The 12,829-nt window shown below is 67.9% G+C and carries 14 protein-coding genes; 6 read left to right on the forward strand and 8 right to left on the reverse strand.

The annotated features are described in order from the left end of the window. Positions 1 to 31 precede the first annotated feature (31 nt). Positions 32 to 931: a class I SAM-dependent methyltransferase gene (locus ACZ3HV_RS23935; protein WP_465687196.1), complete on the forward strand. Its 900-nt coding sequence runs from the start codon at positions 32 to 34 to the stop codon at positions 929 to 931. Here ACZ3HV_RS23935 and ACZ3HV_RS23940 read toward each other — a convergent pair. Both ACZ3HV_RS23940 and ACZ3HV_RS23945 read right to left on the reverse strand, forming a co-directional pair. Further along, positions 928 to 1,521 (reverse strand): DJ-1/PfpI family protein, encoded by a 594-nt coding sequence (locus ACZ3HV_RS23940; RefSeq protein ID WP_465687197.1) that lies wholly within the window; start codon positions 1,519 to 1,521, stop codon positions 928 to 930. The genes ACZ3HV_RS23935 and ACZ3HV_RS23940 overlap by 4 nt on opposite strands. Before the next feature lie 77 nt (positions 1,522 to 1,598). After that, positions 1,599 to 1,919, reverse strand: a complete 321-nt coding sequence (locus tag ACZ3HV_RS23945; protein ID WP_465687198.1) for a DUF1330 domain-containing protein — start codon at positions 1,917 to 1,919, stop codon at positions 1,599 to 1,601. Positions 1,920 to 2,034: 115 nt separating this feature from the next. On the opposite strand from ACZ3HV_RS23945, the gene ACZ3HV_RS23950 reads away from it, so the two are divergent. Further along, positions 2,035 to 3,969, forward strand: a complete 1,935-nt coding sequence (locus ACZ3HV_RS23950; RefSeq protein ID WP_465687199.1) for a serine/threonine-protein kinase — start codon at positions 2,035 to 2,037, stop codon at positions 3,967 to 3,969. A gap of 67 nt (positions 3,970 to 4,036) precedes the next feature. Here ACZ3HV_RS23950 and ACZ3HV_RS23955 read toward each other — a convergent pair whose 3' ends face one another. Both ACZ3HV_RS23955 and ACZ3HV_RS23960 read right to left on the reverse strand, forming a co-directional pair. Beyond that, positions 4,037 to 5,317, reverse strand: a complete 1,281-nt coding sequence (locus ACZ3HV_RS23955) for an adenylosuccinate synthase (RefSeq protein ID WP_465687200.1) — start codon at positions 5,315 to 5,317, stop codon at positions 4,037 to 4,039. A 311-nt stretch (positions 5,318 to 5,628) separates the two neighbouring features. Further along, positions 5,629 to 6,114: a VOC family protein gene (locus tag ACZ3HV_RS23960; RefSeq protein ID WP_360366187.1), complete on the reverse strand. Its 486-nt coding sequence runs from the start codon at positions 6,112 to 6,114 to the stop codon at positions 5,629 to 5,631. 57 nt (positions 6,115 to 6,171) lie between these two features. Between ACZ3HV_RS23960 and ACZ3HV_RS23965 the strand changes: the two genes are divergently transcribed. Next, positions 6,172 to 6,993 carry an AraC family transcriptional regulator gene (locus ACZ3HV_RS23965; protein WP_465687201.1) on the forward strand — a complete coding sequence of 274 codons (822 nt, stop codon included), beginning with the start codon at positions 6,172 to 6,174 and terminating at the stop codon, positions 6,991 to 6,993. Here the strand turns inward: ACZ3HV_RS23965 and ACZ3HV_RS23970 are convergent. From ACZ3HV_RS23970 to ACZ3HV_RS23980, 3 genes are all read right to left on the reverse strand, one after another. Continuing rightward, positions 6,980 to 8,185: an MFS transporter gene (locus tag ACZ3HV_RS23970; RefSeq protein WP_465687202.1), complete on the reverse strand. Its 1,206-nt coding sequence runs from the start codon at positions 8,183 to 8,185 to the stop codon at positions 6,980 to 6,982. The genes ACZ3HV_RS23965 and ACZ3HV_RS23970 overlap by 14 nt on opposite strands. A 153-nt stretch (positions 8,186 to 8,338) precedes the next feature. Then, positions 8,339 to 9,085, reverse strand: a complete 747-nt coding sequence (locus ACZ3HV_RS23975; protein ID WP_465687203.1) for a 2-phosphosulfolactate phosphatase — start codon at positions 9,083 to 9,085, stop codon at positions 8,339 to 8,341. Positions 9,086 to 9,128: 43 nt separating this feature from the next. Next, on the reverse strand, positions 9,129 to 9,536 hold the full coding sequence (locus tag ACZ3HV_RS23980) for a DUF3151 domain-containing protein (protein ID WP_360366179.1): 408 nt from the start codon (positions 9,534 to 9,536) through the stop codon (positions 9,129 to 9,131). Between the two features lie 145 nt (positions 9,537 to 9,681). On the opposite strand from ACZ3HV_RS23980, the gene ACZ3HV_RS23985 reads away from it, so the two are divergent. The 3 genes from ACZ3HV_RS23985 (at position 9,682) to ACZ3HV_RS23995 (ending at position 11,617) form a co-directional block, all read left to right on the forward strand. Beyond that, on the forward strand, positions 9,682 to 10,131 hold the full coding sequence (locus tag ACZ3HV_RS23985) for an HNH endonuclease (RefSeq protein ID WP_360366177.1): 450 nt from the start codon (positions 9,682 to 9,684) through the stop codon (positions 10,129 to 10,131). 12 nt (positions 10,132 to 10,143) lie between these two features. Next, a complete protein-coding gene (locus ACZ3HV_RS23990; protein WP_465687204.1) occupies positions 10,144 to 10,302 on the forward strand; it encodes a hypothetical protein in 159 nt (52 codons plus the stop codon). A 340-nt stretch (positions 10,303 to 10,642) separates the two neighbouring features. After that, positions 10,643 to 11,617 carry a type IV toxin-antitoxin system AbiEi family antitoxin domain-containing protein gene (locus tag ACZ3HV_RS23995; protein ID WP_465687205.1) on the forward strand — a complete coding sequence of 325 codons (975 nt, stop codon included), beginning with the start codon at positions 10,643 to 10,645 and terminating at the stop codon, positions 11,615 to 11,617. Positions 11,618 to 11,678: 61 nt separating this feature from the next. Here the strand turns inward: ACZ3HV_RS23995 and fbaA are convergent, their stop codons facing one another. Beyond that, positions 11,679 to 12,704 (reverse strand): class II fructose-bisphosphate aldolase, encoded by a 1,026-nt coding sequence (gene fbaA, locus ACZ3HV_RS24000; protein ID WP_360366171.1) that lies wholly within the window; start codon positions 12,702 to 12,704, stop codon positions 11,679 to 11,681. Between the last annotated feature and the right edge of the window lie 125 nt (positions 12,705 to 12,829).

The raw sequence follows: 12,829 nt of genomic DNA on the forward strand, positions 1-12,829 counted from the left end.
TCGGTAGGGATCTTGCGTAAACTGGTCAGGGATGATCGACGTCCTTGCCGTTACCCGCCCGGAAGATGCCGTCACCGATTTCCTGTCCGTCCTCGACCCAGCACACGGCCGCGAGGTGCACCTCGTCGCTGCTGAGCGCGGGACCTATCTGAAACTCCCCGCCGGGATGCCGCTCGCCGGCCGGCTGGCCGCGATCGCCACGTTGCACGCCAGCACCGGCGAAGGGGACCGGCCGTTCTCCGCCGAAACCGCGGCTGCCGCGATCACGCTGGAGACCGGCAGCACACCCTTCACCGTCTGGACACACCATCCGTCCGATGCCCGCGGGCGCTGGGGCGAGGGCCTCATCTCCGTCATCCAGGCTCCCGTCCGGCACCCCGCCGGCCCACCGGCTGACCTCGTACTCGAGCTCGTGCAGCCGACGGCGTCGCCGTACGAGCAGGAGCGGCTGGACGCGACGGTTGCCTGGGTTCGGCGTCATCTGGACCCGGCAGCGGGCCGGGTGATCGAGATCGGTGCCCATGAGGGTGCGTTGACGCGGCGCCTGCTCGCCGACGGGTACGGCGTCGACGCGACCGAGCCGGACCCCGTGGCGCTGGATCGGCTCAGGACGAACGTCGCCGGTGACGTTCGGATCCATCCGCACAGCTTCGACGATCTCGCGACCACGGCCCGGCTGACGGGTTCGGCGTACCTGCTGATCGAGCTGTTGTACTACGGCCAGGACCTGATGCTGCTCGAACGGTTCCCCACCGACCGGCTCTTCATCGCGCTCGAGCCTGGCGAGCTCACCCAGCGGACTTGGCCGGCGACGTGGGCGATCGAGGATGAGGTCGAGCTCGTCCCGCCCCGGCTCGAACCACTGGCCGGCGGACCCGCCTTCCTGCGCAAGCGCGGCAGCCGGGGCGTCCTCCTGCGCCGGATGAACTAGCTGCCTACGTAGACATCCCGGTCGCGGGTGTACTCCATGGTCGCCGCGATCCCGTCCGCGACCTCCACGCCGTACTCGCGCTCGACGATGTGCAGCGCCAGGTCGATCCCGGACGTGATGCCGCCGGAGGTGACCAGCGTGCCGTCGTCGACGACGCGGTTCGTCTTGAGCTCGGCGCCGAAGGTTTCGAGCTCCGCCCAGGCACCGCGGTTCGTCGTGGCCGCGCGGCCCTTCACCAGGCCGGCCTCGGCGAGCAGCATCGAGCCCGTGCAGACCGAACCGATCCAGCTGAGCGTCGGCGCGAGCTCGGCGATCCTGGCCGTCATCACTCCGCGGCGCGCCTCGGCCCACGAGCCCTTCTCGGCGCGGTTCATCCAGCCGCCACCCGGGACGAAGAGTGCGTCCGGCGTACCCAGTCCTTCAGGTGCCTTGAATTGCAGGGTGTTCAGGCCGGTCACCTCGACCGGGCCGTCCAGACCGACCAGCGCCAGCTCGAGCGCGGTTCGCTTCGAGGCATGACTCCAGACCTCGAACGGACCCATCACATCCATCTCGTCCACACCGTCGAACACCAGCATCTCGATTCGCATGACTCCACCCAATCGGCCGGCACCGGTCTGCACCAGTGGCCACAACGCCGCCCTTCGCAAGGATCTGGCCAGCGCAATCAGACCAGTACGTCGGTGGCTTGGTGGGTCCGGTCGACGCCCTCGACGAAGATCACCACGCCGTCGGAGTTCTCGGTGCGGAGCGGGAGGATCTCCCGGTACGCCGCCGACTCGTACCAGCCGTACAGGTGGTCGCGGTCCGGGAACTCGATCACGATCGGCGCACCCTCCCAGTCGCCTTCGATCTGCTCCGGCGCGGCACCGTGCACGATGAAGTGCCCGTCGTACGGCGCCAGCGTCTCGTGGATGCGCTCCAGGTACTTGACGATGTCCGCGCCCATCCGGACGTTGCGCAGGTAGGCGATCGCGTAGTGCTTCATAGCTGTTCCTCCTCGGTGGTCGATGCGTTCAGCTTCGGGCACCTCGGTGAGTTCAGACGATTACCTCAGACGTCATCAGGGCTGCTTGGTCTGCTGCCGACGTACCGTAGATGGCATGTCAGTCACAGGGGGTCCGCCTTCTACGCCGGTCGAGGAGGCGGAGGAGCGGGTCGGGCCGTACCGGTTGATCCGGCGGCTCGGACAGGGCGGCATGGGTGTCGTCTACCTGGCCGAAGGACCTGAGCACCAAGAGGTTGCGCTGAAGGTACTGCGCCCGCACGTCGCCCATGACCCGATCGCACGGGCTCGGTTGCAGCGCGAAGCGACCACCCTGCAGAAGGTGAGCCACCCTGGTGTGGCCGGCATCCTCGACCACGACCTGGAGGGCGACCAGCCCTACCTGGTGACTCGGTTCATCCCAGGACGGCCGCTGGACGAGCAGGTGGACGAACGCGGGCCGCTGACCCCGCGCAAGTGGCTGCCACTGGCTGGATGCCTGGCGGAGTCGCTGCAAGCGATCCACCTGGCCGGTGTGATCCACCGAGACCTCAAGCCGGGCAACGTGATGATGTTGAACGGCAAGCCGGTCATGATCGACTTCGGCATCGCTCAGGCCGCTGATGACCTCCGCCTCACGCAGACCGGTCTCGTGATCGGTACGCCGGGCTATCTGGCGCCCGAGCTCATCGAGGGCGAGACGGTGTCGGAGTCGGCGGACTGGTGGGGCTGGGCGGCCACTGTGGCATTCGCGGCCACCGGACGCCGGCCTTTCGGCAAGGGTCCGTTCGAAGCGGTGCTGCATCGGGTGCACACCGGTCAGGCCGACCTGGAGGGCTTGGACCCGCGGCTGAAGCCACTGCTCGCGGCGGCCCTCTCACCTGGCAAGAGCGACCGTCCGACGCAGGACGAGATCATGGCCGGTCTCAACCGGTACGCCGAGGGCCGCGACGCACTGCCGCCCCGCGAGTCGCCGACGGTGATCGCCGTACCGGCGACCGTGCAACTCCACCCGCAGACCGCGCTCATGACGCGCGAGCTGCCGTCGGATGAGCCGTCACCCACTGATGTCGCAGAGCTGGTGCCGCCGGTCATTCCGCCGTGGTCGGCCTTCACACCGATCCGCGACAAGATTCGCGACGCCGCGGCCAAGAAGCCTGTTGCTGCCGCGCCGGTGCATCCCGCGACGTACAGTCCGGCACCGGTTGCCGCCGCGCCGGCCGCGATGCCCTTGCCGTATCAGAGTGGTCCGCAGCCGGTTGCGCCGTACCCGTATCAGCAGAATCCCTCGCCCTATCAGCAGAATCCGTCGCCATACCAGCAGAGTCCCTCGCCGTATCAGCAGCCCGGGCAGCCGCAGCAGCAGCCCGGTGGCGGCCACCCGGAGAAACCATCGAAGGCTCCACCCACCGGCCGGCGGACTCTGGTGGTCGTCGGGTTCATGGTGGCGCTGACCGGCCTGACTGCTCTCAATCCCGGCCTTGGAGCCGCCATCGCCATCGTGCTGCTGGTGATCGCTCGGACGGCCGACCGCACCAGCACTGCTCTGATGCGTCGCCGTCAGATCCGTGGCCGCTCCGGGCGTTCGGATGGCGTAGTTGCGGCAGCCTCCAGCCCACTGCAACTCGTCACCGCAGCGCTGATCACTCTGCCTTGTCTGATCCTGCCGCTGCTGATGGGCGTTGTGGTCGGTGGCATCGTCACTGCTGTTGCCGCTACCGCCTACGGCCTCGAATGGCAGCCGCTGTCGGCCGTCGGCTTCGGCAGCGCCGCTCTCGTCGCACTCTTCACCGCCTGGTGGGGGCCTGGCGGCAGTTCACTCCGCCGCGGCGCACACATCGCGGTGCGCAATACGTTCCGGCCACAGTGGGTCGGCGGCATGCTGGCTGCCGTGCTTCTGGCTGTCGGCGGCTTCACGTTCTACCAGGCGACTCAGGGTCAGGGTGCTGCCTGGGCGCGGAACCCCATCGAAGCCCCCACCATCGACCGTCCGACGTTCAGCGATCTCCGGGACGCGCCCTTCATCCGGGACCTCCCCATCATCGGACGATGACAGCATCGAGGCGATGACTGCATCGGGCGATGACTGCATCGGGCGATGACGGGGAGTCCGGCGGACCTCAGAGCTGGACGATCTGGCTGCGTTCGGGACCCACGCCGATGGCGGAGATCCGGGCGCCGCTGAGGGACTCGACGGCGCGGACGTAGGACTGAGCCTCCTTCGGGAGGTCCTCGAAGGTCCGGCAGCCGGTGATGTCCTCGGACCAGCCGTCGAACTCCTCGTAAACCGGGACCGCGTGGTGGAAGTCGGTCTGGGTCATCGGCATCTCGTCGTGCCGGACGCCGCTCACGTCGTACGCGACGCAGACCGGGATGGTCGAGCGCCCGGTCAGCGTGTCCAGCTTCGTGAGGACGAAGTCGGAGACGCCGTTCACGCGGGCGGCGTACCGGGCGATGACCGAGTCGTACCAACCGCACCGGCGTGGGCGGCCGGTCGTCGTACCGAACTCGAAGCCCTGCTGCCGCAGCCACTCGCCATCGGCATCCAGCAGCTCGGTCGGGAACGGGCCCTCACCGACTCGGGTCGTGTAGGCCTTCACGACAGCCATCACGCGATCGATCCGGGTCGGCGGGATGCCGGTGCCGGTGCACGCACCCGCTGAGATCGCGTTGGACGACGTGACGAACGGATACGTCCCGTGGTCGACATCGAGCAGCGTGGCCTGGCCGGCCTCCATCAGCACCGTCTTGCCGTCGTCCAGCGCCTGGTTCAGCAGGAGGCTCGTGTCGGCCACCATCGGCCGGAGGCGGTCGGCGTACCCGAGCAGTTCGTCGAGCACCTCGCGGATCTCCACCGCGCGCCGGTTGTACATCTTCACCAGCAGCTGGTTCTTCTGCTCCAGCGCGCCGGTCACCTTCTGCTCGAGGATCTTCTCGTCGTAGAGGTCCTGGATGCGGATGCCGATCCGGTTCATCTTGTCGGCGTACGTCGGGCCGATGCCACGGCCCGTGGTCCCGATCCGGCGGCTGCCGAGGAACCGCTCGGTCACCTTGTCGAGGGTCCGGTTGTACGGCGGAATGATGTGGGCGCTCGCGCTCACGACGAGCCGCGACGTGTCGACCCCGCGGGCCTGGAGCGCGTCGAGCTCCTCGAACAGCACACCGAGGTCGACCACGACCCCGTTGCCGATCACCGGGGTGACGCCCGGGGTCAGGATGCCGCTCGGGAGCAGGTGCAGCGCGTACTTCTCGGAGCCGATCACCACCGTGTGGCCGGCGTTGTTGCCGCCGTTGAACTTGACCACGTAGTCGATGACCTCGCCCGTGTTGCCGAGCAGATCGGTCGCCTTGCCTTTGCCCTCATCGCCCCACTGGGCGCCGACGAGCACGATTGCGGGCATCTCAGCCCTCCTCTTCACGCGCCGGACTACGGCCTCACACCCCGCGGCTGCCGACGCTGGAAACGGTGAAGCCCGGAGACGTTCACCGGACGTTCATCCGGCGACGAAACCAGGCTCTTGCGACCAAAGCCTACCGGACCGAAGAGCCGGCGTTTCGGCCCTGTCCACAAGGCCGGAACGCTCACTTCAAGTAACTGTTTCATCAACTGACGGGTTGCCATTTAGCGTGATCGCGTGCACACTCTTAGTCAGCGGCCCGCCGAAACTGCCGCAGGGGACGGTTCCGGCGGGCCGCTTCCTCTGTTCTTGGACTACTCCAGGCCCTCGGGGTTCGAGGCGAGCCACTCCTTCACCCGCCGGTCAGCCTCCTCACGGGACACGTCCTCCACCTTGGTGAGGATCGCCCAGCGGTGCCCGAACGGATCGATCACCGTGCCGAACCGGTCACCCGTCATGAACGTCTGCACTTCTTCCACCGGCTTCGCCCCCGCCGCGACGGCCTTCGCGTACGTCGCGTCCACGTCCGGCACGTAGTGCACCAGCGAGGAGTGCACCCACTCGCCGTTCGGCGCGCGCAACCCGATCTGCGGCATCTGGTCGCTCAGCTGCAGCATCGAGTTCCCGAACTTCAGCTCCGCCTGCCCGACCCGCCCGTCCGGCATGTCCTGCCGGCTGATCACCTCGGCCCCGAACACCGACTGGTAGAACTCGATCGCCTTCGGGCCGTCCGGCACGGCCAGGTACGGCGTCAGCGAGTGATAACCGTCGGGGATGGGGTTTACCGTGTTCGTCGTCATGACTCTTAGTCAATCTTCCGGCCGCCGTGCCGGTCTTGTAAGAAAGCGACAGCGAGGGTGAGCGTGCAGCCGCCGGACAGCGAGAAGGGCATCCTGCATCCGCGGGAGCAGGCCCGTCATCGGTCGCTGAGCCGTCTCGCCGCCGGCCCCGAGGTCGGCCGGTTCGTGGAGTGGTACTGGATCGTCGAGTGGGACCTGGACGAGCCGTACACGGCCGAGGTGCTGCCCTTCCCGAGCGTCAACGTGACCTTCGAGCAGCCGGGCGGTGCCTTCGTCAACGGGGTCTGCACGCGCAAGTTCGAGCGTGAGCTCGTTGGGCGGGGCCGCGCGTTCGGGGTGAAGTTCTGGGCCGGTGGGTTCGGTGCGGTGACCGGGCTGGACGTCGCGTCGTTCCGTGACCAGGTTCTGCCGCTGACCGCGGTCTTCCCGGACGGCGACCGGCTGGCGGATCTGGTGTTCGCCGCGGAGTCCGACGTACGGCGTCGCGCGGTGTTCGAGGCGTTCTTGCGGGACCACCTGGCTCCGCCGGATCCGTCGTACGAACTGGTCCGGGAGATCGTCACGGCTATGTCCGTGGACCGGTCGGTGGCGCGGGTGGACCAGGTCACCGAGCGGTTCGACATTCCGATCCGGACCTTGCAGCGGCTGTTCCGCCGCTATGTCGGCGTGGGTCCGAAGTGGGTGCTCCGTCGCTACCGTCTGCACGACGGTGCGGAGCTTCTGGCACAGGGCGAAGTCGCCGAGCTGGCGGAGCTGTCCGCCTCGCTCGGCTACTTCGACCAGGCCCACTTCTCCAAGGAGTTCAAGCAACAGATCGGCCTGACTCCGGCCGAATACGCGACCAGAGCCGCGGCCGAACGTCAGATCACCTATCGCTGACCTTGACGGTTACGGCCATGACCGTGGCTGTGAGGGTGGCGCACAGTGCGACGAGGAAGCCGTACTGCGCGCTGTGCGTATCGACGACGTGGCCCGCAACCGCTGCACCCAAGGCCATCCCGGCCGCGCCCCCGGAGTTCAGCCAGGTGAAGGCCTGCGTGAGTACGGCGGACTCCACCGAGGACTCGGCCAACACGGCCGAGATCGTCTGGAACGGCGCTATGGCCAAGCCTGGCAGGGCCAAGGCGAACGCCGCCGTGAGCGCGGAGTTGGCCGCCAGCAACGGCAGGCAGGTCAGGGTCAGACCAGCCAGGACGATGATGAGCTGCGTCTGCGGTGCCGTCCGCCAACGCCTCGCGCCGTAGGCGATTCCGGCAAACAGACCGACCAGACTCGTGATGCCGTAGAGCGGTCCGGCCAGGCCCGGTGTGCCACGCGCGACGGCGAAGGCGGTGACCGAGACCTGCATGCTTCCGAAGAACAGTCCGATGCCGACGTTCGTACCGATCAGGCCGAGGAAACGCTTGTGCAACAGGCGACTCGAGCTCTCGTGCTGACCAGGTTCGGTCGACGGGGGCGCCGTACCGCGTTGTACCGCCAGGAGGAAACCGCCTGCTAGCAGCAGGCTCGTCGCGAGAACTGAGCCTGCTACCGGACTGACTAATGCACTGACTGTGCCCACGAGCCCAGGGCCGACCATGAAAGCGAGGCCGACGCTGAGCGACTCCAGAGCGAAGGCCGACGAGAGTAGCGGGGTGCCACGCAGTGCATGTGACCAGCGGGCGGCGGTCTGCGCACCTAACTGCGGCAGCGATCCACCGGCGAGGACACCCGCGGTGATGAGCGACCACAGTGGTGCGCCCGAGACGGTCAGGCCGATCAAAGCGGCTACTGCCGCAGCATGCGCGAGCAGAGTGATCGGCAGCATGCGGGTCTGACCGAAGCGGTCGATCAGACGGGCGACTTGTGGACCAGCCAGTGCCTCGGCGACTGCGAAGCCACCGGTCACACTGCCGGCCGCGGCGTACGAACCGGTGGATCCGTGGACCAGCCAGACGATGCCGAGGCCGGTCATGGCGATACCGATGCGAGCCGGTGCCGCTGCTAAGTAGAACTTCCACGCCCCGGGAGTGCGCAGAGCCGCTGCGTAGGTGTTGGTGGGCGTGCTGATCCGTCCGGTGAGAGCCGGCACGGTGAGACCTTCCGCTGCCCGAAGGGGCGGGGACCCGACCGTGGGCGTCCAGCTTCACCGGTCTGTCCTAGTCCGCCTACAACCGTCCATGTTCGGCAGGAAGCGGGGACGCGCACCGCCTGCCGGCTCTTTCAACGGGCAGAACCTCGTGGTTCAGGTTGACGCGAACATCGTACCGTCCCGGAGGACGGGGACGCTGCGACTTTCATCCACCTCGGCCGCGATCGCGACGTCTTCGGGGTAGCCATACTGCGTGAGCTCGCGACCACCGGCGCACTCGTGCAGGAGGGTCGGGAGCTCATCCGCAACAGCGTCGTACGCCGCCATCGCGGCCCGCGCCTCCGGGGACAGGTCGTCGAGCTGCAGCGCACTCAGGAACCCACCGGCACCCCACAGGTCCTCCACTGCCGGCCGGAGCGAGCCGTCCTTCCACCGCTCCCCTGCCGCGATCGCCACGACCTTCGCGCCGGGGCGCTCCGTCAGCTGCTTCCGCACCCACTCAGCAGCCGCAACCCGGTTGCGCAGCGACACCGCGATCACCGTCGCTCCACCATCACTGAGCTGCTTCGCGATCGTCGACCCGTTGGGTGACGGCAGTACCAGCCGGCTGACTCCCACCGCCCGCCGAATCGTCATCGGCGACAGACTCACGTCCCCGGTGCCCGCTTCGGACCGCCCGACCGCCAGCACCGCGTCGCACTGCTTGGCGTACGCCATGGCGGTCTCGTCGCGCCAGCGGTACGGGTACACGTCGATGCCTTGGTCAACGGCGACCGTCACCGCGGTGGTGAAGGACAAGACGTCCACGACGGCGACCAGATTGCCGCCGACAACGTCCGCGCCGACCGGTCCCCAGTCGAAGCCGACTCTGAATCCATCCTGGGCATAGGGGCTGGTCACCCGACGGATCATGCCGCCGAGTCACCAGCCCGACAACCAGGTTTCAGCTCAGTACGTCGGCTGCGGTGGGTGACGAGTCGCGGAGGAAGGTGGCGCAACGCTCGGCCTCGTCCTTCTCGTCGATCAGCGCGGCCGCCTTGCCCAGCGCGGCCAGGCAGCGCAGGAACCCGCGGTTCGGCTCGTGCTCCCACGGGACCGGCCCGTGACCCTTCCAGCCGTTGCGCCGGAGCAGGTCCAGGCCGCGGTGGTACCCGGTCCGGGCGTAGGCGTACGCCTCGACGGTGCGGCCGTCCGCCAGGGCCGCCTCGGCGAGCAGGCCCCAGGCCAGCGAGGACGTGGGGAACTTGGCGGCGACGTCGGTCGCAGCTGCCCCGGCGGCGAGTTCCGCCGCGGCCGGGTCGACGGGGAGTAGTGTCTCGGGTGGACCAGACAGCAGATTGTTCAATTCCATAAGCACATCTTCGCCGATCACGCAGCCGTACCGGCACGTGACCGTCTGACGAAATCCGTTGACCGTTCACCGACCGGCCACGGATGCTTGAGACCCTGCGTCATAGCCGCCGTGGTTCCCAGCTACGGCCGGAAGGAGGCACCGGATGAGCGTCATAGTCCTGAACGCGTCATACGAGCCGCTGCACACCGTGTCGATCCAGCACGCCATCCGGATGCTGGTCCGCGAGGTCGCAGTGGTGGAAGAGGCGCACGGAGAGCGGACCATCGGCCCTTTTCCGGTTCCCCGCGTCCTACGCCTGGTCCGGTACGTCGTCACGCACTGGCGCTACGCCGCCGGTCGGATGAAGTACAGCAAGCACGGTGTGCTCCGGCGGGACAGGTTCCGGTGCGCGTACTGCGGTCTGGACAACGCCGACACCATGGACCACGTCCAACCCAGATCCAGGGGCGGCCGCACCGAGTGGCTGAACGCCGTGGCCGCCCATGCCGCCTGCAATGAGCGGAAAGGCAACCGCACCCCGTCCGAAGCCGACATGCCGCTCCTCTGGCAACCCTGGGTACCAACCCGCGCGGAGCTCGTCATAGACAAATGACGGGCTTTTTTCATGTCCGCTTCCAGGCTGCCGTCCGGGCACACCGTCGAGATCACCACTGTCGCTGACCGCCCGGACCTCGCCGGCGCGGACATCGACGTCGGCCCCTGGCCCGAGTTCATGCGCCACAACCGAGTCTCCGAGGCCTACTTCGCAAGCGCCAACCTCTGAGGGACTACGCGGAGCGGACTCGGGCGGATGGGCTTCCGGTGGATCCTTGGCTTCGGACACATGTCCGGGTTGGCGGGCAACCTGCTGGCCTCGAGCCGGCGTCGTGGGTGGTCGCGGGGTCGCTGGAGGAGTGGCGGCGGTGGACCGGGCTGCCCTTCGATCGCAGTGGTGCGGTCAAGGTGCCTGGAGCTTTGTCTCTCGTGCACTGTGACGTCGACGGCGACTGCGCGACGTACGTGGAATCCAATGTCTGGGTTCGCCATCGGTTGTGATCCCCAGGTTCTCCACAGATTTGAAATCGTCGATCTCGCCGGGGGTTGATCGCGGCAGTTTCTAGGGCATGAACCCTCAACTTTCCGTGATGGCCTCGATCCGCGGCGGCGTCTTCACCCGAGCCGATGCCCGTGCCTGCGGCTACCCCGACCCGGACATCGATTCCCTGCTGGACACCGGCGGCTGGCGCCGGATCCGGCCGGGCACGTATGCCGAGCGCCGCTCACTCATCCTCATCACCGACGAGGTCCTCCACCTGCGGAAGGTGTACCGCGTCCTCCGCTCCGGCGGACCCAACACCTACGCGAGCCATCAATCAGCGGCAGCCCTCCATGCGCTGCCGCTCTGGGGACTGGACTTGTCCGGGGTGCACGTGACCGCACCCGCCGGACGCTCGGGCTGCCTCGGCGGCGTGCACCGGCACATCCGCGATCCCGTCGGCCCCGGCATCCAGCTCTGGAACAAACTGCGCATGGTCTCCCCGGCCCGCGCCATCGCCGAGGTCGCCGCCACCGCACCCACGACGCCCGCCGTCGTCCTGGCCGAAGCCGCCCTGTACGCCGGCCTCGTCACCAGACGCTCGCTCAGACGTGCGGTCCACGACCACGGGAACGAACGCGCCCTCGAGGTGGTCTCTCATGCCTGCACGAATTCGGCGTCGGTTGCCGAATCACGCCTGCGCTACATCCTCAGCGAAGCCGGCTTCCCGACCCCTGCACCTCCGCCGGTTCCGGACTCGGGCGCACCTGACACATCCGACCCGGAGACGACGACCCTGTGGTTCTCCGAGGAACGCACGATCCTCGAGTTCGAACCGCGTTTCCCCTTCTGGTGCGACGATTTCGAGCAGGAGGAGGACGAGCCGCCGGTCCCCGCACCGACTGCCGATCCGTTCGCGCCGCAACCGGTCGAGCGCTGCTGGATCTCCTGGGCCGACCTCAACGACCCACCTGCCGTGATCGACCGAGTCCGTGCCGCCTTCACCCGGGCATCCCGCCGTACGGGCATCCGGCACTTCGACCTCGCCCGTGCCCGGATGTGACCAAGGGGCCCACCGCTCGCAGCGGTGAGCCCCTCGAAGAACCCTTAGGAGGATCCGAATGTCAGGCGTTCAGCGACGTACCCGTCGAGCGGAGGCTCTCGCAGGCCTCGGCGACGCGCCCGGCCATGCCGGCCTCGGCCGCCTTGCCCCAGGCGCGCGGGTCGTAGGCCTTCTTGTTCCCGACCTCGCCGTCGATCTTCAGCACACCGTCGTAGTTGGCGAACATGTGGCCGGCGGCCGGCCGGGTGAACGCGTACTGCGTGTCGGTGTCGACGTTCATCTTGATCACGCCGTGGTCGACCGCGGCGCGGATCTCCTCCAGCGTCGAGCCGGACCCACCGTGGAACACCAGGTCGAACGGGCGGTCCTTGCCGACCTTGGCGCCGACCTGGTCCTGGATCTCCTTCAGGATCTCCGGCCGCAGCTTGACCGCACCCGGCTTGTAGACGCCGTGCACGTTGCCGAAGGTCAGCGCGGTGATGTAGTGGCCGTTCTCACCGGTGCCGAGCGCCTCGACCGTGGCCAGGCCGTCCTCGACGGTGGTGTAGAGCTTCTCGTTGATCTCGTTGGCGACACCGTCCTCCTCGCCACCGACGACACCGACCTCGATCTCCAGCACGATCTTGGCCGCGGCCGTCTTGGCCAGCAGTTCCTTGGCGATCTCCAGGTTCTCCGTCAGCGGCACCGCGGAGCCGTCCCACATGTGCGACTGGAACAGCGGGTTCTCGCCCCGGGCGACGCGCTCGGCGGAGATCTCCAGCAACGGCCGGACGAAGCCGTCCAGCTTGTCCTTCGGGCAGTGGTCGGTGTGCAGCGCGATGTTCACCGGGTAGTTCTTGGCGACCTCGTGCGCGTAGGCCGCCAGCGCGACCGAACCGGTGACCATGTTCTTCACGGTCGACCCGGACAGGTACTCCGCGCCGCCGGTGGAGACCTGGACGATGCCGTCCGAGCCCGCCTCGGCGAAACCGCGGATCGCGGCGATCAGCGTCTGCGACGAGCTGACGTTGATGGCCGGGTAGGCGAAGCGGTTCTGCTTGGCCTTGTCCAGCATCTCGGCGTAGACCTCAGGGGTGGCAATAGGCATGTCTCGCGGTACTCCTCACAACAAAGTCCATGTGGGTTGAGCTCCAGTATGGCCATCGCGTACTTCGTCGTACCCGGCGGCCCACCTGCCGAGCCGGCCAGGTGGCCGGGGAGCGATCGGCAGGG

It is taken from the genome of Kribbella sp. NPDC020701 (assembly GCF_055562215.1).

Excerpts from the sequence above, each read along its gene's own strand:
- ACZ3HV_RS23990 (WP_465687204.1), top strand. The coding sequence starts at position 10,144 with ATGTCCGCTTCCAGGCTGCCGTCCGGGCACACCGTCGAGATCACCACT.
- ACZ3HV_RS23940 (WP_465687197.1), bottom strand. The coding sequence starts at position 1,521 with ATGCGAATCGAGATGCTGGTGTTCGACGGTGTGGACGAGATGGATGTG.
- ACZ3HV_RS23955 (WP_465687200.1), bottom strand. The coding sequence starts at position 5,317 with ATGCCCGCAATCGTGCTCGTCGGCGCCCAGTGGGGCGATGAGGGCAAA.
- ACZ3HV_RS23950 (WP_465687199.1), top strand. The coding sequence starts at position 2,035 with ATGTCAGTCACAGGGGGTCCGCCTTCTACGCCGGTCGAGGAGGCGGAG.
- ACZ3HV_RS23960 (WP_360366187.1), bottom strand. The coding sequence starts at position 6,114 with ATGACGACGAACACGGTAAACCCCATCCCCGACGGTTATCACTCGCTG.
- ACZ3HV_RS23980 (WP_360366179.1), bottom strand. The coding sequence starts at position 9,536 with ATGGAATTGAACAATCTGCTGTCTGGTCCACCCGAGACACTACTCCCC.
- ACZ3HV_RS23985 (WP_360366177.1), top strand. The coding sequence starts at position 9,682 with ATGAGCGTCATAGTCCTGAACGCGTCATACGAGCCGCTGCACACCGTG.
- ACZ3HV_RS23995 (WP_465687205.1), top strand. The coding sequence starts at position 10,643 with ATGAACCCTCAACTTTCCGTGATGGCCTCGATCCGCGGCGGCGTCTTC.
- ACZ3HV_RS23945 (WP_465687198.1), bottom strand. The coding sequence starts at position 1,919 with ATGAAGCACTACGCGATCGCCTACCTGCGCAACGTCCGGATGGGCGCG.
- ACZ3HV_RS23935 (WP_465687196.1), top strand. The coding sequence starts at position 32 with ATGATCGACGTCCTTGCCGTTACCCGCCCGGAAGATGCCGTCACCGAT.
- fbaA (WP_360366171.1), bottom strand. The coding sequence starts at position 12,704 with ATGCCTATTGCCACCCCTGAGGTCTACGCCGAGATGCTGGACAAGGCC.